The sequence below is a fragment of the Janthinobacterium sp. BHSEK genome (assembly GCF_056174685.1).
In genome coordinates this window covers 35,947-53,399 of the sequence record NZ_JBWBYV010000022.1, presented here as the reverse complement: position 1 = coordinate 53,399, position 17,453 = coordinate 35,947, and the positions used below count along the sequence as shown (strand labels likewise).

The 17,453-nt window shown below is 61.2% G+C and carries 14 protein-coding genes; all 14 read right to left on the bottom strand.

All coding sequences use genetic code 11. The features are described from left to right. Positions 1 to 39 precede the first annotated feature (39 nt). Positions 40 to 423 (bottom strand): hypothetical protein, encoded by a 384-nt coding sequence (locus tag AC0V2Y_RS09870; RefSeq protein WP_475416396.1) that lies wholly within the window; start codon positions 421 to 423, stop codon positions 40 to 42. 150 nt (positions 424 to 573) lie between these two features. Continuing rightward, on the bottom strand, positions 574 to 1,146 hold the full coding sequence (locus AC0V2Y_RS09865) for a hypothetical protein (protein ID WP_475416397.1): 573 nt from the start codon (positions 1,144 to 1,146) through the stop codon (positions 574 to 576). A 167-nt stretch (positions 1,147 to 1,313) separates the two neighbouring features. Further along, positions 1,314 to 1,661, bottom strand: coding sequence for an energy transducer TonB (locus AC0V2Y_RS09860; RefSeq protein ID WP_230538705.1), 348 nt, complete (start codon positions 1,659 to 1,661; stop codon positions 1,314 to 1,316). Positions 1,662 to 1,721: 60 nt separating this feature from the next. Beyond that, entirely contained in the window at positions 1,722 to 3,488 is a 1,767-nt protein-coding gene (locus tag AC0V2Y_RS09855; RefSeq protein ID WP_475416398.1) for a methyl-accepting chemotaxis protein, read from the bottom strand. Positions 3,489 to 4,008: 520 nt separating this feature from the next. Beyond that, positions 4,009 to 4,473: a hypothetical protein gene (locus tag AC0V2Y_RS09850; protein WP_475416399.1), complete on the bottom strand. Its 465-nt coding sequence runs from the start codon at positions 4,471 to 4,473 to the stop codon at positions 4,009 to 4,011. Beyond that, positions 4,473 to 5,468: a tRNA dihydrouridine(20/20a) synthase DusA gene (gene dusA, locus AC0V2Y_RS09845; protein WP_092798209.1), complete on the bottom strand. Its 996-nt coding sequence runs from the start codon at positions 5,466 to 5,468 to the stop codon at positions 4,473 to 4,475. The genes AC0V2Y_RS09850 and dusA overlap by 1 nt, the downstream gene beginning before the upstream one ends. Positions 5,469 to 5,588: 120 nt before the next feature. After that, positions 5,589 to 7,421: a translational GTPase TypA gene (gene typA, locus AC0V2Y_RS09840; protein ID WP_475416400.1), complete on the bottom strand. Its 1,833-nt coding sequence runs from the start codon at positions 7,419 to 7,421 to the stop codon at positions 5,589 to 5,591. Positions 7,422 to 7,628: 207 nt separating this feature from the next. Next, on the bottom strand, positions 7,629 to 8,564 hold the full coding sequence (gene truB / locus AC0V2Y_RS09835; RefSeq protein ID WP_475416401.1) for a tRNA pseudouridine(55) synthase TruB: 936 nt from the start codon (positions 8,562 to 8,564) through the stop codon (positions 7,629 to 7,631). A 2-nt stretch (positions 8,565 to 8,566) separates the two neighbouring features. Then, positions 8,567 to 8,983 (bottom strand): 30S ribosome-binding factor RbfA, encoded by a 417-nt coding sequence (gene rbfA, locus AC0V2Y_RS09830; RefSeq protein ID WP_076569135.1) that lies wholly within the window; start codon positions 8,981 to 8,983, stop codon positions 8,567 to 8,569. A gap of 115 nt (positions 8,984 to 9,098) precedes the next feature. Further along, the gene (infB, locus tag AC0V2Y_RS09825; RefSeq protein WP_475416402.1) at positions 9,099 to 11,957 is read right to left on the bottom strand and encodes a translation initiation factor IF-2; all 2,859 of its coding nucleotides are present in this window, start codon (positions 11,955 to 11,957) and stop codon (positions 9,099 to 9,101) included. A gap of 46 nt (positions 11,958 to 12,003) precedes the next feature. Then, positions 12,004 to 13,569, bottom strand: coding sequence for a transcription termination factor NusA (gene nusA / locus AC0V2Y_RS09820; RefSeq protein WP_070222358.1), 1,566 nt, complete (start codon positions 13,567 to 13,569; stop codon positions 12,004 to 12,006). After that, on the bottom strand, positions 13,566 to 14,054 hold the full coding sequence (gene rimP, locus AC0V2Y_RS09815) for a ribosome maturation factor RimP (RefSeq protein WP_035828693.1): 489 nt from the start codon (positions 14,052 to 14,054) through the stop codon (positions 13,566 to 13,568). The genes nusA and rimP overlap by 4 nt, the downstream gene beginning before the upstream one ends. Before the next feature lie 343 nt (positions 14,055 to 14,397). Further along, positions 14,398 to 16,491 carry a 23S rRNA pseudouridine(2605) synthase RluB gene (rluB, locus tag AC0V2Y_RS09810; RefSeq protein WP_475416403.1) on the bottom strand — a complete coding sequence of 698 codons (2,094 nt, stop codon included), beginning with the start codon at positions 16,489 to 16,491 and terminating at the stop codon, positions 14,398 to 14,400. Then, positions 16,484 to 17,278, bottom strand: a complete 795-nt coding sequence (scpB, locus tag AC0V2Y_RS09805) for an SMC-Scp complex subunit ScpB (RefSeq protein WP_034782524.1) — start codon at positions 17,276 to 17,278, stop codon at positions 16,484 to 16,486. The genes rluB and scpB overlap by 8 nt, the downstream gene beginning before the upstream one ends. Positions 17,279 to 17,453: the final 175 nt, after the last annotated feature.

Genomic DNA, 17,453 nt, shown 5'->3' with positions numbered 1-17,453 from the left:
CGGCGCGCTTTCTCACGCCAGAAAGACTACGCCCCGCGTCTAGCGGCGGCCATGGTAACGTCCATGCCCGCCCCAGCCGCCGCGGTGTCCACCGTAGCGTCCAAAGCCGAACACGAAATCGAGCCCGATCGATACGGGCGGATTATAGTAATACTGTTGCGGTGCGTAGACGGGCGCCGGCACATACACGGGCTGCTGCACGTACACCGGCTGCTGCTGCACGTAGACGGGTTCATTCGTGTACTCCACGCGCGGCGCGCTCATCACGCGACCCGGCTGCACCGGCTCGGACGAGACCGTATGCCACTCATAGGGATTGTAGGCCCCCTGTGGCGCGCGCGAACCGTAATACGCGGGCCCGGGCGGCGCCACGGCGCAGCCACCCAGGGCGGCCAGCGAGATTACTGCCAACAGGGTTTTCATCGCAATTCTCCTAATGTGTACTACCTTAATTAAGTACTATAAGAAATTACGCCGTGCTTTGCTGCGCTTTTACCGATTGTTACACCCCGACGCACGCCGCAACATGAAATGTGGCAATGGCGCCACAAGCGGCCCGCGCGGCATATTTCCTCAGATAAATGGAATGTCGCAGCTGTCGATGGCCTTGCCGGCCACATCGTAGCGCTGCACGCACACCTGGTAGCGCACGCCATAATTGAGCTCGACCTGCTCGACCTTGCCATACTTCAATTTCCAGCTGGGCTGCACGCGCTGCTTGCCCACCAGTGCCGCCACGTCCTGCGGTATCGCCATCGCCGTCTGCATCTCGCCCTGGCGCGCATCCTGGCGCCGCGCCACGTCGATGGCCACGCTCACGGCCAGGTCCACGCCGCCGTCCGCATAGCTCAGCGTCGGCGCGCCGCGCTGCGCACGCATCACGCCCCAGGCGCAAGGTTTGCCGCCGGCCTCGCATTGCTTCAATTGCGCCAGCGGGAAATATTCAGGGGCAATCTTGCCATCCTTGATAGGCCAGCTGGTGCGCACGCCGTCGCGCTTGCCCGTCAGCGGATTGTCCCAGCTCAAGCTGTTGACGACGGCGACGGTCTGCCCCGCCTGCAAGCCCACAGGCGTGCCCAGGGTAGCGCAGGCGGAAAGCAGCAAGCCGGTGGCCGCCAGGGAGGAAAGTGTCAGGATGCGCTGCATGATAAGCCTCTTGTGGTGAGAGATCCCGAAGGTATGTTTCGAGGGTAACAGAATCGGGGGCGACAGCGCCGTTGGCTGGCGCACATAACAATACGGGCGGCACCCTCGCAGGCGCCGCCCGTAGCGGACAGGCGATTGCGGGAGCCAGGCTCCCGGCAATGCGTGGATCAGTCCAGCTTCCAGGCGTAATCGACCTTGGTCCAGGTTTGCGCAGCGGCGCCATCCTTGGTGCCCGGCTTGAACTTGCATGCAGACAAAGCCTTGATTGCGGCCTTGTCCAGGTTCTTGAAGCCGCTGCTCTTCTCGATTTTCGAATCGGCAACGCTACCGTCGGCATTGACCAGGAAGGACATCGAGACGGTGCCCTGCTCTTCGTTCATCAGCGAGGCTTTCGGATAGTCGGCCTTGCAGTTCTTGGCATCGAACGACGCCGGCACCTCAGCCGCGAAGGCGGCGGAAGAAACGGACACCAGCAAGGCTGCTGCAACACTCATCAAACGTTTATTCTCAAACATGTGCTTCCCCATGATTATCAGATACGGTAATTACAATTTCCTGTGCGCTGTTGACCGCGCTTAAAACTCTTCCCATTCGTCATTGCTGCTCGCCGCCGCCGCCTTGCGCGGCGCCGCGGCGGCCGCGGGTGCGGCCGCTTCCACCTTGCGGGTCAGCGACTTGACCGGGCGCAATGCGGGCGCCGGCTTGCGTACGGCAACGGGGGCGGTGGCGGTGGCGGTGGCGACGGGGGCCGGCACATATGCCGCCGGCTTCTCTTCGCCCTCGACCAATTTGAAGATGCTGACGACGTGGGCCAGTTCGGCCGCCTGGTCCTGCAGGCTTTGCGCCGCGGCGGCCGCCTGCTCCACCAGGGCCGCATTTTGCTGCGTCATGCCATCCATCTCGATGATCGACAGGTTGACCTGTTCGATGCCGGCGCTCTGTTCCTGGCTGGCGCTGGCGATCTCGCTCATGATGTCGGTAACGCGGCGCACGCTGTCGACCACTTCGCCCATCGTCACGCCAGCCTGGCCCACCAGACGCGTGCCGCGTTCCGTCTTCTCGGCCGAATCGTCGATGAGGATCTTGATTTCCTTCGCGGCGCCAGCGGAGCGCTGGGCCAGGTTGCGCACTTCGGACGCCACCACGGCAAAGCCGCGGCCTTGTTCGCCGGCACGCGCCGCTTCCACGGCCGCGTTCAGCGCCAGAATATTCGTCTGGAAGGCGATGCCGTCGATCACGCCGATGATGTCGACGATTTTCTTGGCCGACTCGTTGATCGAGCTCATGGTGTCAACCACTTGCGACACCACGGAGCCGCCCTTCAGGGCCACGTCCGATGCGGTGGCGGCCAGCTTGTTGGCTTCGCGTGCATTGTCCGCATTCTGTTTCACGGTCGAGGTCAGCTCTTCCATCGCGGACGCCGTTTTTTCCAGCGCGCTGGCCTGCATTTCCGTGCGCGACGACAGGTCGATATTGCCGTCGGCAATTTCACGCGATGCCGTGCCGATGGTTTCCGTACCGACGCGCACCTGGCCGACGATGCCCACCAGGCTGTTGCGCATTTCCTTCATTTCCGCCAGCAGGCTGGAATTGTCCGATGGCTGAGTGTGAATGCCGATCGACAGGTCGCCATTGGCGATGCTGCCGGCGATCGATGCCGTGTAGTCCGGCTCGCCGCCCAGCTGCTTCAGCAGGCCGCGCGTGATCACCAGTGCCGCCGCTACGCCCATCGCCACGGCCAGCACGCCGAGGATGATCATGAACAGGCGCGCGCTGTCGAAGGCCTTGCGGGCATCCGACTGCATCTGTTCATTGAGCTTGTCTTCCAGCACGGCCAGCTGCTCCAGCGCTTCCATCCATTTTTTCTGTACCGGGCGGATTTCCTTGATCATCACGCGCGTGGCGCCTTCCGCATCGTTGGCCATCCACAGTGCGGATGCCTTGGCGATGGCCGGCATGGCGGCCGCTTCGTATTCCTTGATCGAAGCGAGCAGGGTCTTTTCTTCGGCAGTCGACTCGATGGCGAATTTCTCCTCGAGCTTCTTCTGCGTTTCCTGATAAGTGCTGGTCTGCGTCTTGATACGCGCCATTTCCGGCTCCATATCGCTCGCGTCGGTCATCAGGGTGAGGATGCGCAGCGAGGTGATGCGGTCGCTGACGTTGCCACGCATATCGATCACCAGGCGGGTGACGACGTTGTTGACATTGATCACGTGATCGAGACGTTCCTGGATTTGCGCCATGCGCGCGATGCCGAGGACGGTCACGGCCACCAGCAGAACCAGTACCAGGGCGAAACCCAGGCCCAGGCGGGTACCAACCTTCATTTTTGCTAAATTCATTTCGGCTCTTCGTAAATGAAACTATTGATAAGGATTTTTGCCCGGCACGACAAGACGAAGGCTGCGGTACACCGGTATCCGCCCTTACCCATTGGTATGCTGGCGGTATCCGGCCGCACGCAGCCTGGGGTACTTCCTGGTCCTTCGCCAGTCCTGAAACTGCCAGTGACTGCGAATGCAAACTTGCTCCACACGCTGAATTTTTGACACTGATGATATGAGATCAACATCAAACATTCATATGAGAAATATTTGTCTATAATCAATTATAGGTGTAAATTTTGCCTCAAAGCAAGCAATAAGTACCTGAATAAATGGCAGATTAACTTTCTTCGGGGAAATGGCAACAACGCCGATTCTTGCCTCTTAGAAATGCCCCATCGCAGTGCGGGCGTGCGCCGAAACAGCGCATTTACAACACATGGCGTAGCCATATTGCATCGTTTTGGAAGAGGTGCTCAGAGGAAGGGGGAGGACGGACAATACCAGTACGCAGGGGCACCGGTATAGACAAGTTGGATCAGCTGTCCCAGCTGCAATGCATCACATAGGCGTGGCACTCTGTGCCGAAGACAAAGACGCTCCAGATGGCGCCCAATTGTCCGGCCAGGCTGCGCTGGCTGGACAATACCAGTTGATACCAGCGGGGCTCGCCGCGCAGCAGTTCGGCCAGTTCGCGCTCGAAACCGTCATATAAACGCGCATCGAGCGGCTGGCGGTCGGCCTCGCTCATGGGACGAAACCGTTCCAGCAGCCACTGGCGTGGCGTGCAGGCGATGCCGCGGCACACCACGCTCTCGAGCGGCTGCAAGGACAAGCCCTCCGGCGCGATCCGCAGCACGCGGCACAGCGCGTCGAGCGAGGCCTGCGGCGCGACGGGTCCCAGGTACTCGCAAAGAAACAAGCTGCCGTCATCCTTCAGGGCGCCGACGGCCAGCAAGTAGCCTTCGATCACGCGCGCAAGGCCGTGGCAGTCGCCGCTCATCAGGCAGGCAGCGACAGGCGCGCCGCCGCTTCCAGCAGCAAGCGGGGGTCGCCCGAGGCCAGCTTCTTCGAGTCGGACAGGGTCTGGCGGAAGCCGCGCGCGCCGGGCAGGTTTTGCATCAGGCCCAGCATGTGGCGCGTGACGCTGTTCAGTTTCAAGCGCCCCGCTTCCTTCTCCAGCTGCGCGCTGATGTACGGAATCATCGCCTCGAGCACCTGCTCGCGCGTTTTCACGGGCGCGTCATCGCCGTAGTAGCGCTGGTCGAACTGCGCCATCACGTAGGGGTTGTGGTAGGCCTCGCGGCCCAGCATCACGCCGTCCAGATGCTGCAAATGCAGGTCGATCTCGTCCAGGGTCTTGATGCCGCCATTGATGATGAACTCGAACTGGGGAAAATCACGCTTCAGACGATAGGCGTAATCGTATTTCAGGGGCGGCACTTCGCGGTTTTCCTTCGGGCTCAGGCCTTTCAGGATGGCGTTACGCGCATGCACGATAAACGTCTTGCAGCCGGCATCGGCCACGGTACCGACGAAGTCGCGCACGAAGTCGTACGATTCGCTGTCGTCGATGCCGATGCGGTGTTTCACGGTGACGTCGATGTCGACCACGTCGCGCATGGCTTTCACGCAGTCCGCCACCAGTTGCGGTTCGGCCATCAGGCAGGCGCCGAACGCCCCTTTCTGCACGCGCTCGGACGGGCAGCCGCAGTTCAGGTTGACCTCGTCGTAGCCCCACTGCTGGCCCAACTTCGCGCTGGTGGCCAGGTCTGCCGGATCGCTGCCGCCCAGCTGCAGGGCCACCGGGTGCTCTTCCTCGTTGAAGCGCAGATGGCGCTCCACGTCGCCGTACACGAGCGCGCCCGTCGTCACCATCTCTGTGTAGAGCCAGGTGTGACGCGTGATTTCGCGGTGGAACTTGCGGCAATGGCGGTCGGTCCAGTCCATCATCGGGGCGACGGACAGGCGGCGGGAAGGCAAAGAAGAGGAAGTCATGGTGTCTACAAAAAAACAGGAGCTGCAAATGACAAACCCGCTGCGCGCCTCACCGGTGACGGAAAGGCGGAGCAACGGGCTTGAGCGCGGCATGGCCCGCAGGCCATGCTCTACAACAGATTACGATTCACGCGACGCTTTTTTACGCTCGTGCTCTTTCAGGAAGCGCTTGCGCAGACGGATCGATTTCGGCGTGATTTCCACCAGTTCATCGTCCTCGATGAATTCGACCGCGTATTCCAGCGACATCTGAATTGGCGGCACCAGGCGCACCGCTTCGTCGGTACCCGACGAACGCACGTTGGTCAGCTGCTTGCCCTTGATCGGGTTGACGACCAGGTCGTTGTCGCGCGAGTGGATACCGATGACCATGCCTTCGTAGACCGGGTCATTGTGCGACACGAACATGCGGCCGCGGTCTTGCAGTTTCCAGATCGCGTAGGCAACGGCGGCGCCGTCATCTTGCGAGATCAGCACGCCGTTACGACGGCCGGCCATTTCGCCACGGGTGTTGTCGACCGGTGCGTATTCATGGAACACGTGGCTCATCAGGCCGGTGCCGCGGGTCAGGGTCATGAATTCGCCCTGGAAGCCGATCAGGCCACGCGCCGGGATCAAATACTCGAGACGCACGCGGCCCTTGCCATCCGATTCCATGTTTTGCAGGTCGCCGCGACGACGGCCCAGTTCTTCCATGACGCCGCCCTGGTTGGCTTCTTCCACGTCAACCGACAGGTTTTCAAACGGCTCGTGGCGCACGCCATCGACCATCTTGAAGACCACGCGTGGACGCGATACGGCCAGCTCGAAGCCTTCGCGACGCATGTTTTCGATCAGGATCGTCAGGTGCAGCTCGCCGCGGCCCGAGACTTCGAAGATCGTGTCGTCGTCGGTCGGCGCCACGCGCAGCGCAACGTTGGCTTTCAATTCTTTTTCCAGACGGTCACGCAGTTGGCGCGAGGTCACGAACTTGCCTTCGCGGCCAGCCAGTGGCGAGTTGTTGACCATGAAGTTCATCGTCAGGGTCGGCTCGTCGACGGTCAGCATCGGCAGCGCTTCAGGCGTGTCCACGGCGCACAGGGTCGAACCGATGCCGATTTCGTCGATACCGTTGATCAGGCAGATGTCGCCGGCAACGGCTTCGTCCACCAGCACGCGCTCCAGGCCCTTGAAGTTCAGCACCTGGTTGATGCGGCCCTTGATCGGGGTTGCGCCTGGGCCATTGATGACCAGCACGTCTTGACCAACTTTAACGGTACCGCGGTTGACGCGGCCAATGCCGATCTTGCCCACGTACGACGAGTAGTCCAGCGAGGTGATCTGCATTTGCAGCGGGCCTTCCGGATTGTCGTCACGTACTGGAACGTGTTCCAGGATGGCGTCGAACATCGGCTTCATGTCGCCGCCGCGCACGTCTTCGGTCAGGCCGGCATAGCCGTTCAGGCCCGAAGCGTAAACGATAGGGAAATCCAGTTGCTCGTCGGTTGCGCCCAGCTTGTCGAACAGTTCGAACGTCTGGTTGATGGCCCAGTCCGGACGTGCGCCTGGACGGTCGATCTTGTTGACGATCACGATAGGCTTCAGACCCAGTGCCAGCGCCTTGCGCGTGACGAAACGGGTTTGCGGCATCGGGCCTTCCTGTGCATCGATCAGCAGCAGAACCGAGTCCACCATCGACAGAACACGTTCCACTTCGCCGCCGAAGTCGGCGTGGCCTGGGGTGTCGACGATATTGATGTGGGTGCCTTCGTACTCAACAGCGCAGTTCTTCGACAGAATCGTAATGCCGCGCTCCTTTTCCAGGTCGTTCGAGTCCATGACTCGGGTGTCGACCGCTTGGTTTTCACGGAAGGTGCCGGACTGGCGCAGCAGCTGATCCACCAGCGTGGTTTTGCCGTGGTCAACGTGGGCGATAATGGCGATATTACGAATTGCGCGTTTTGTATTTGACATGGTCGTAGTAGTTACTGAAAAACTGCGGAGTGCGTACAAGATGTACGAGATACCCGAATGCTAATCTATTTCCGGAACCGCGTAGTATAGCATGTTGCGTTGCAACGCTATCTAAAAATGCTGGCGGCTCCCGCAGTCGGGGACGGATTGTTTAAAAAAGCGACACTGTTTGAAGAGTGTCGCTGGGTAATATGACGTTGCTGTGACTTATTGGTGTGCAGTCGCGATCAGGCGTTCCGGCGCCAGGATGCTGTATTCCTGCAACTGGCCCGTGCCCAGCAGCTTGCTGTCGTGATACACGCGCACCCTGCCCGGCTCGTTTGGTACGGCGACGTCTTCCTTGCCCAACGCAATGCGCTGGCCGTGCAGGAAACGCTTGGCCAATTCTTCCGTCAGCTGGACGGCGGGGAAGCTCGACAACAGAGCATCGACGGGCGCCAGCAGACTCAGCGGCGCGGCATGCGCCGTCAGCTCGTCCAAGGTGACGACGCCGTCCAAGGTCAGGCTGCCCACCTGCGTGCGGCGCAAGGCGTTCAGATGGCCGCCACAACCGAGGGCATGGCCGATGTCTTCGCCCAGCACGCGGATATACGTGCCCTTGCTGCACATCACGGACAATTTCAGGAACGGGGCTTCGTAGCCGAGGAACTCGAGCTTGTGGATGGTCACCGGGCGCGCTTCGCGCTCCAGGGTGATGCCCGCCCTTGCATACTCATATAAGGGCTTGCCGTCCCTTTTCAAGGCCGAGTACATGGGCGGCGTCTGCAGGATCGGTCCGCGGAACCGCGCCAGCACGGCTTCGATCTGCTCCGGCGTCACATTCACGTCGCGCGTTTCCAGCACTGCGCCTTCCGTGTCGCCCGTATCCGTCGTCTGCCCCAGGTGCACCAGGGTTTCGTAGGTCTTGTCGGCTTCCAGCAAGTCCTGCGAGAACTTGGTCGCCTCGCCAAAGCACAGCGGCAGCAAGCCCGTGGCGAACGGATCCAGGGTACCCGTATGGCCCGCTTTTTTCGCGTTCAGGACGCGCTTGGCCTTGATCAGGGCATCGTTGCTGGACCAGCCCACAGGCTTATCGAGCAGCAAGACGCCGTCGACCAGGTCGCGCACCCGCTTGATGCCGGGCGGTTTCTTCGGACCCGCCACTGTTATTGCTCGTCCGCTTCTGGTTTGACATCCGGCTCGGCGTCGGCCGCGCGCGTGGCGTTGGCCTTGTCGATCAGCAAGGACATTTCCATGCCGCGCGAGGTCGAGCTGTCGTGCACGAAATGCAGCATCGGCAGGGTGTGGATGTGCAGGCGCTTGCCCAGCAAGCCACGGATGAAGCCAGCCGCGGCCATCAGGCCTTCGGTGGTGTTCTTGATGGCTTCCTTGCTGTCTTTCAACATCGTGAAAAACACCTTGGCGTGCGCATAATCGGGGGTGATCTGTACTTCGGTGATGGTGATCATCGTGCCCACGCGCGGGTCCTTCAATTCGTAGGCGATGATTTCGGCCAGATCGCGCTGGATCTGGTCAGCCACGCGCAAGCCGCGCGCCGGCATGGTTTTGCTATGTTTAGCCATGATATAAGTGCTGTCCTAAGTGCCGCAGGGCGCATGGGTCAAACGGTTGCCCGTTGACCAATGCGCCCCACGTGTTTGCGCGGACAACGATATGTCCGCGCCATTACTTCTGTGATTACAGGGTACGAGCGATTTCCTGGACTTCGAACACTTCCAGGGTGTCGCCAACCTGAATGTCGTTGTAGTTCTTCAGCGACAGGCCGCACTCCAGACCGGCGCGAACTTCTTTCGCATCGTCCTTGAAGCGTTTCAGGGAGTCGATCTCGCCGCTCCACACCACGATGTTGTTGCGCAACAGGCGGACGGAGGAAGCACGCTTGACCACGCCATCGGTGACCAGACAGCCGGCAATCGCGCCAACCTTCGAGACCAGGATAACCTGGCGGATCTCGACCTGGCCGATGACGGTTTCGCGTTTCTCTGGTGCCAACATGCCCGACAACGCCGATTTGATCTCGTCGATCGCATCGTAAATGATGTTGTAGTAGCGAATGTCCACGCCATTCGACTCGGCCAGCTTGCGTGCCTGGGCATCAGCACGGGCGTTAAAGCCGATGATGACCGCTTTCGAGGCGACTGCCAGGTTGACGTCCGATTCCGTGATGCCGCCGACAGCGGCATGAACCACTTGTACGCGCACTTCGGAGGTCGACAGTTTCTGCAGCGAGCCAACCAGCGCTTCCTGCGAACCTTGCACGTCGGTCTTGATGATCAATGGCAAGTTTTTCACTTCGCCTTCGGCCATCTGGTCGAACATGTTTTCCAGTTTCGCGGCTTGCTGTTTCGCCAGCTTCACGTCGCGGAACTTGCCTTGACGGAACAGACCGATTTCACGCGCCTTGCGCTCGTCAGCCATGACGACGACTTCTTCACCGGCGACCGGCACTTCCGTCAGACCCTGGATTTCGACCGGAATCGAAGGACCCGCTTCAGCGATGGCTTTGCCGTTCTCGTCCAGCATGGCGCGAACGCGACCATACGAAGAGCCCGCCAAGATCACGTCGCCGCGGCGCAAGGTACCCGACTGCACCAGGATCGTCGCGACAGGACCACGACCCTTGTCCAGACGCGCCTCGACCACCAGGCCGCGCGCTGGCGCATCGACCGGCGCCGTCAGTTCCAGCACTTCGGCTTGCAGCAGCACTTGCTCCAGCAAGTCGTCGATACCCTGGCCCGTTTTGGCCGAGACCGGCACGAATGGCGATTCGCCACCGTATTCTTCCGGCACGACTTGTTCGGCGACCAGTTCCTGCGTCACGCGGTCAACGTTGCCGCCTGGTTTGTCGACCTTGTTGATCGCCACCACCAGCGGTACGCCAGCTGCTTTCGCATGGGCAATCGCTTCTTTCGTTTGCGGCATCACGCCATCGTCGGCGGCCACCACCAGAATCACGATGTCGGTTGCCTTGGCGCCACGGGCACGCATGGCGGTAAACGCTTCGTGGCCCGGGGTGTCGAGGAAGGTGATCATGCCGCGTGGCGTATCGACGTGGTAAGCGCCGATGTGCTGCGTAATGCCGCCCGCTTCGCCGGATGCCACCTTGGCGCGACGGATGTAATCGAGCAGCGAGGTCTTGCCGTGGTCGACGTGACCCATGACGGTGACCACCGGTGCGCGTGGCTTGGTTTCGAAGTGCGCGTGTTCGCCCACGTCGGCCAGCAGCGCTTCCGGATCGTCCAGTTCGGCGGCGAACGCCTTGTGGCCCATTTCTTCCACCAGAATCATGGCGGTTTCCTGGTCCAGCACCTGGTTGATCGTGCACATCTGGCCCAGTTTCATCAAATGCTTGATGACTTCGGATGCCTTGACGGACATCTTGTGTGCCAGTTCGGCCACGGTGATCGTCTCCGGTACGTGCACGTCCTTGACGACGGCTTCCGTCGGTGCCTGGAAGTTCGATTCACGGTCGTCATGGTGCGTCGGGCGACGGCCCTTCGCGCCACCGCGCCAGCTGTCACGGCCGCCTGGGCCGCTGTTGCCGCGTGGCTTAGGACCACCGGTGGTGCCGCGTTTTTTCGCGTCATCGGACCAGGTGGACGACACATTGGCCGACTTGATGGATTTCTTGTCTGCGACAGCAGGCTTCTTGTCGCCCGGCTTGTCGCCAGGTTTCTTGTCAGCAGGCTTGTGCAGGGTGCCTTCCGGCGCCTTCGGCTTGACGGGAACCGGTACGGGTTCTGGTGCCTTGATGGCGCGGCGTGGCGCGTTCATCATGGCCTTGATCTGGGCGACTTCGTCGGCAACGGCCTTGCGTGCGCGCTCGGTGGCTTCCGCTTTATCGGCGGCTTCCTTGGCGGCAACAGCGGCGGCGGCGGCTTTCTTCTTCGCTTCTTCGGCGGCGGCGGCTTTTTTCGCTTCGGCGGCGGCGTCGTCAACGACAGGCGCAGCAGCGCTGACAGCAGGCGCGGCGGCAGCCTTGGCGGCCGCTTTCTTCGCTTCCGCTTCAGCTTCTTTCTTCGCAGCCAATTCAGCCTGTTGCGTGGCTTTCGCCTGGGCTTCTTTTTCCGCGTCGAGTTTGGCCAGACGTTCCTGCTTTTCGCGCAGATCGGCTTCCTGGCGGGCGATCAGTTCAGCCTGTTTACGGGCTTCTTCTTCACGGCGCGCCACGTCGGCGGGATCGATCACCGGTGCGGCAGGCGCGGCCGGTTCTGCCGCGACCGGCGCAGCTTCGTCACGCTGGACGAAAGTGCGTTTCTTGCGCACTTCCACCTGGATCGTGCGCGATTTGCCGGTGGCGTCTGCTTGCTTGATCTCAGTCGTTTCCTTGCGGGTCACGGTGATTTTTTTCTTTTCTGTGTCAGCCGCTGCGCCGTGTGTGCGGCGCAGATGATCCAAAAGCTTGTCCTTATCATCTTTCGACAATGGATCTGACGTCGAACTTTTCTCGACGCCGGCAGAACGCAGCTGCGTCAGCAGCAAATCTGCAGGCATCTTCAGTTCGGTGGCAAATTGGGCTACGTTGTTACTCGCCATTCAGTCCTCTTTTCTATGTGTCGCGGAGATGATAAAGATACTCAAATTAAGCCTTTGCGGATTCGGCCAGACTCCATGCCTTGGCTTGCAACGCCTTGGCACGATCGTCGTATTTCGAGTCAACCAACTTCATCTCATCGTCGGTCACATCTTTAAATTCACTTGTAATCAGTTCACGCGCACGGTCCGCAGACAAGGCCAGGATTGCGCCAAATTCGTCGTATGCCAGTGCTGCAAATGCTTCAACGGTCTTGATACCAGCCAGACCCAGCTTGCCGGCGGTGATGCGATCCATGCCTTCCAGATTCACCAACGCCTCGTCCATGCCTTCCAGACCCTCTTCCGAAGCAATCGCTTCGGTCACGAGCGCATCACGCGCACGGGTACGGAGTTCATTGACGGTATCTTCGTCAAACGATTCGATTTCCAGCATTTCGGAAATTGGCACGTAAGCGATTTCTTCCAGACTGGCGAAACCTTCTTCCACCAGAATATCGGCCACTTCCTGGTCGACATCGAGCTTTTCCATGAACAGGATGCGCACGGCAGCCGTTTCCTGGGCAGCTTTGTCAGCCGATTCTTCGGCCGTCATGATGTTGATCTTCCAGCCGGTCAGGTCCGAGGCCAGGCGCACGTTCTGGCCGGAACGGCCGATCGCGATTGCCAGGTTTTCTTCATCGACGACGACATCCATCGCGTGTTTCTCTTCGTCAACCATGATCGACGACACGTTCGCCGGCGCCAGGGCGCCGATGACGAACTGCGCCGGATCTTCCGACCACAGCACGATGTCGACGCGTTCGCCACCGAGCTCGCCGGTCACGGCCTGCACGCGCGAACCGCGCATGCCGACGCAGGTACCGATCGGGTCGATGCGCTTGTCGGCCGTGTAGACGGCGATCTTGGCGCGCACGCCGGCATCGCGGGCTGCGGATTTGATTTCCAGCATGCCTTGCTCGATTTCCGGCACTTCCAGCTCGAACAGCTTCATAATGAATTCCGGCGCGGTGCGCGACAGGATCACTTGCGGGCCGCGCATGTTGCGGTCGATGCGCAAGATATAGGCACGCACACGGTCGCCGATACGCAGATTCTCTTTCGGGATCATCTGGTCGCGCGGCAGGCGCGCTTCGATCTTGCCCGATTCGACGATGGCGTCGCCGCGTTCCATGCGCTTGATGGTGCCGGTGACGAGCGAGTCGCCGCGCTCCAGGAAATCGACCAGGATCTGTTCACGTTCGGCGTCACGCACGCGCTGCAGGACCACCTGTTTGGTATCCTGGGCGAAACGGCGGCCGAATTCGACGGATTCGATCGGTTCTTCGATGTGGTCATCGACTTCGATATCGGGAATCTGTTCTTTTGCCTCGAAATGCAGGATCTCCTGATCCGGCAATTGCAGGCCCGCTTCATCGGGCACCACGTGCCAGCGGCGGAACGATTCGAATTCGCCCGTTTCGCGGTCGATTGAAACGCGGATGTCTACTTCACCCTCATACCGTTTCTTCGTGGCTTGCGCCAACGCGAATTCGAGGGCGCCGAAGACGACATCTTTATCGACGTTTTTTTCGCGCGCCAGCGCGTCAACCAATAATAAAACTTCGCGGCTCATGCTTTGCGTCCCTTAAAAACCACCTGCGGCACCAAGCGTGCCTTATCCACATCGGCGAGCGTAAACTCCAACATCGCCGGACCATCCTTACCTTCAAATTCCAACGACAATTTATCGCCCACGGGTTCTTGCAAGATCCCCTGGAACGATTTCCGGTTGTTCGTACCCGGCATCGCCACCATCAGCTTGACGATGATTTCCTGGCCTGCGAAACGGACAAAGTCTTCCAGCTTGCGCACCGGACGATCGAGACCCGGGGAAGAAATCTCAAGACGCTCGTAAGGAACGTTCTCTACCGTCAACACATGCGATAACTGGTGACTCACCGTGGCACAGTCTTCGACCGTGATCGGACCTTTTTCAGCGGCATCGGCGGCGCTGAAATCAATAAAGACGCGCAGCAGCCCGCGCTCGGCACGTTCGACATCAACGAGCTCATAGCCCAGACCAGTGACTGTCTTTTCAATTAATCCCAACTGCTGCAAGAAATTCTCCAGAAAAAGGCCTGTTTTCGGCATCGCGGCACTGAAACAGGGCCGGCGGCATGCAAAAAAACACGCACAAGTCATATATGGCGCCTTGCCGGCGCCATCACAAACGGTTCAACAAAAAAAAAATGGGCATCTGCCCATCTTCTTGTATTTCCCCAACCAGATGAAAGCACTCCCCACCAAACAACCCTGCGGAGAACTTTTATTAGGCTGCAGATTATAACCTCTTATTAACTTCGCCGCAATGCCGCACACGAGGAGCGGCCCGGCTTACAACAGTTACAAGAGCGCGCACCCGCCGCAGATCGGCGGGCGCGCAAGAAGAAACTCTTCCCGATTAACCTTTGCTGCGGCGGCGCGGCATGCCGTCCATGCCGCCACGATCCATGCCCCCACGCGGCTGGCCGCCGGAACGCGCTTGCCCACCGGCACCACCGCCGGCATTGCGGCGCGGCCCCGTGTTGGCGAAGCCGAATGCCGTTTGCAGCGGATCGGGCTGACGCGGACCGCGCTGCGGCGCGCGGCCTTCGCCACCCGGACGGCCCTGGCCCTGGCCTGCCGCACGCGGCGGACGGCCCTGGCCTTGGCCTTGGCCATGGCCTTGCGCGCCTTCGAACGATGCCGACGAACGGGGCTGGCCGCCCTGGAACGGACCTTGCGGCTGGCCGCGGCCAGGACCACGCGCGTCGCCTGGACGGCCGGCGCCGCCTGGGCGGCCCTGGCCTTGCGGACGGGCAAACTGGCCGGCAGGCTGGCCACGACGCGGCGCGACGGGGAACGGATCGGCGTTGCGGTTACTCACATCGATACGGTTGCCATTCGGCTCGTCATCGCGGCTGGCCTTGCGCGCTTCGCGGCCCTTGGCGGCGCCGGCGGCACGGGGATCGCCCGAAGGCGGCATTTTCTTTTCGATGCCGTAGGCGGCCAGCAGGTCGCGCACGGTGTTTTCATCCATCTCTTCCCAGCGGCCGCGCTTCAGGCCGCTCGGCAGGGTCATGGCGCCGTAGCGGGTACGGATCAGGCGCGACACGGTCAGACCGATGGCTTCGAACATGCGGCGCACTTCGCGGTTGCGGCCTTCGCCGATCACCACGCGGTACCACTTGTTAATGCCTTCGCCGCCGCCATCGGCGATCTTCGAGAACTGCGCCATGCCGTCTTCCAGCTCGACGCCGGCCAGCAGCTTCTGGCGCATGCCCTCTTCCAGCTCGCCCAGGGTACGCACGGCGTACTCGCGGTCGATGCCGTAGCGCGGGTGCATCAGGCGGTTGGCCAGATCACCGGAGGTGGTAAACAGCAGCAGGCCTTCCGTGTTGAAGTCAAGGCGGCCAACGGCCAGCCACTTGCCGGCCTTCATGGTCGGCAGGCGGTCGAAGACGGATGGACGGCCGTCCGGGTCATTGTGGCTGACGATCTCGCCGGCCGGCTTGTGGTACACGAGCACACGCGGCGGCTTCTTGCTGACGCGGCGCTGGATCAACTTGCCGTTGATGCGCACATGATCGCTCGGCAAGATGCGCTGGCCGATGTGGGCCGGTTCGCCATTCACGGACACGCGGCCCGAAATGATCAGATCTTCCATGTCGCGGCGCGAACCGAGACCGGCTTCGGCCAGCACCTTGTGCAGCTTCGGCGCATCGTCGTCGGACGTCAGGTCGCGGCGCACGACCGCTTTCTGCATGCGGCCCGTGCCGCCCTCTTCGCTGTCGAACGCGTCGGAGGTGACGAACGAGAAGACGGCATCAGCGTCGCTGAGCTTGCCCGGCGCAGCTTGGCGGCCCTTGCCCTTTTTACGGCTCTTGCCCGCATTCTTGCCGGCGCCCGGCACGTCGTTGCGCGGACCGCGCGGTGCGCGTGGTGCGGAAACGAGGTTGCCTTCGGCATCGAACACGTCGGCGACAGGCGCGGCAGCCGGCGCTGCGGCAGGTGCGGCATCGGCGGCCTGCGGCGCTTCGGCGCGCGGCGGCTGGCGCAATGCGCGTTCGGCCTGCACGCCGCGCATCTGGCGCGGACCGCGGGTCGGGCGTGCTTCGGCCGGCTTGTCGGCGACGGCTTCCGGTGTTACCTCAGCGACGGCGGCAGCGGCCTTGGCGGCGGCGCGGGCGCGCGGCGGACGCGGTGCCGGGGCGGCAACCGCCTCGGCAGCCGCTTCGGCGGCGTCGGCAACGGCCTTCAGGGCCGGCTTGGCGCGGGTTTTCTTGGCCGCTGGCGCAGCTTCAGTTTCAGCAGCGGCGACGACGGAGGATTCAGCAACTGAGTCGGCGGCCACGTCGGCTTTCGCGCGGCGCTTCGGCTTGGCGGCGGCGCTGTCGCCGGCAACGGCAGCGGCAGCCGCATCGGCTTCGATCTGGGCCTTGGTGCGGCGCTTGGGCTTGGCAACGATGGCTTCGTCGCTGGCGGTTACTGTCTCGGGTGTATTCGGATTATTCATTCTTCGTTTCTTGGCTGTGCTGACCTGGCGCAGCGTCAACCGTTAGTTCTGGCGCAGGGTCGTGAGTGTAGGCTTCGTCCGTGGGCGAAGCATCGGGGCCGGCATCAAGGCTTGCTGTCACATCTACATCTGTCACAGCCGTATTGCTACCTGCACCAAGCTGGGGGACAAGCTCATTGCTTGCCTTGTCAAAATTCTCTTGCAGGGCCGCTTCCAGGGCTTCGAGCCCATTGCCCTGCATTTCACTGATTTGCTGCAAAGGCGGCAGCTGGGACAGCGAATGCAAACCCAGGTCATCCAAAAACTGCTTGGTGGTGGCCAGCAAGGCCGGCCGTCCCACCACGTCGCGGTAACCGATGGCATCGACCCAGCCACGGTCTTCCAGCATCTTGATCGTTTGCGAATTGACGGCAACGCCGCGGATTTCCTCGATATCGCCGCGCGTCACCGGCTGGCGGTAGGCGATGATGGCGAGGGTTTCCAGGGTCGCCCGCGAATACTTGGGCGGCCGCTCGGGCGTCATGCGATCGAGATACATCTTCATTTCCGGGCGGCTTTGAAAGCGCCAGCCCGAAGCGAGGCTGACGATCTCGATGCCGCGCCCTTCCCACTCCTGCCGCAACTCCTCCAGCAACTGCTTGATCGTGTCGGCACCGACGCCGACGCCGCGCACGCGACCGTTCTCGTCCGCATCGACGAACAGCTTCTTCAAGCTGTGGATCGTCAGCGATTCACGAGCGCACAGCAACGCGGTTTCGAGGACTTTTTTAGCCTCAATTGTATTCATAGCAATTCTGTGCGGATGTGTGTTGCAATTCGTATGCAGAGAAAGAAATCAAAAACGTTCATTTCAACGTAACAGAGGGCAGACATCGATGATGACGCCGTACTGGGTTACTAGTTGAGGCTGTTTTTCCGACGCCTTGGCCGATGCGCGCAAAGCGGGATTAAAGCGGATGCAG

Excerpts from the sequence above, each read along its gene's own strand:
- typA (WP_475416400.1), bottom strand. The coding sequence starts at position 7,421 with ATGTCAAATACAAAACGCGCAATTCGTAATATCGCCATTATCGCCCAC.
- nusA (WP_070222358.1), bottom strand. The coding sequence starts at position 13,569 with ATGAGCCGCGAAGTTTTATTATTGGTTGACGCGCTGGCGCGCGAAAAA.
- rbfA (WP_076569135.1), bottom strand. The coding sequence starts at position 8,983 with ATGGCTAAACATAGCAAAACCATGCCGGCGCGCGGCTTGCGCGTGGCT.
- scpB (WP_034782524.1), bottom strand. The coding sequence starts at position 17,278 with ATGAATACAATTGAGGCTAAAAAAGTCCTCGAAACCGCGTTGCTGTGC.
- infB (WP_475416402.1), bottom strand. The coding sequence starts at position 11,957 with ATGGCGAGTAACAACGTAGCCCAATTTGCCACCGAACTGAAGATGCCT.
- AC0V2Y_RS09870 (WP_475416396.1), bottom strand. The coding sequence starts at position 423 with ATGAAAACCCTGTTGGCAGTAATCTCGCTGGCCGCCCTGGGTGGCTGC.
- rluB (WP_475416403.1), bottom strand. The coding sequence starts at position 16,491 with ATGAATAATCCGAATACACCCGAGACAGTAACCGCCAGCGACGAAGCC.
- AC0V2Y_RS09865 (WP_475416397.1), bottom strand. The coding sequence starts at position 1,146 with ATGCAGCGCATCCTGACACTTTCCTCCCTGGCGGCCACCGGCTTGCTG.
- AC0V2Y_RS09855 (WP_475416398.1), bottom strand. The coding sequence starts at position 3,488 with ATGAATTTAGCAAAAATGAAGGTTGGTACCCGCCTGGGCCTGGGTTTC.
- AC0V2Y_RS09850 (WP_475416399.1), bottom strand. The coding sequence starts at position 4,473 with ATGAGCGGCGACTGCCACGGCCTTGCGCGCGTGATCGAAGGCTACTTG.
- AC0V2Y_RS09860 (WP_230538705.1), bottom strand. The coding sequence starts at position 1,661 with ATGTTTGAGAATAAACGTTTGATGAGTGTTGCAGCAGCCTTGCTGGTG.
- dusA (WP_092798209.1), bottom strand. The coding sequence starts at position 5,468 with ATGACTTCCTCTTCTTTGCCTTCCCGCCGCCTGTCCGTCGCCCCGATG.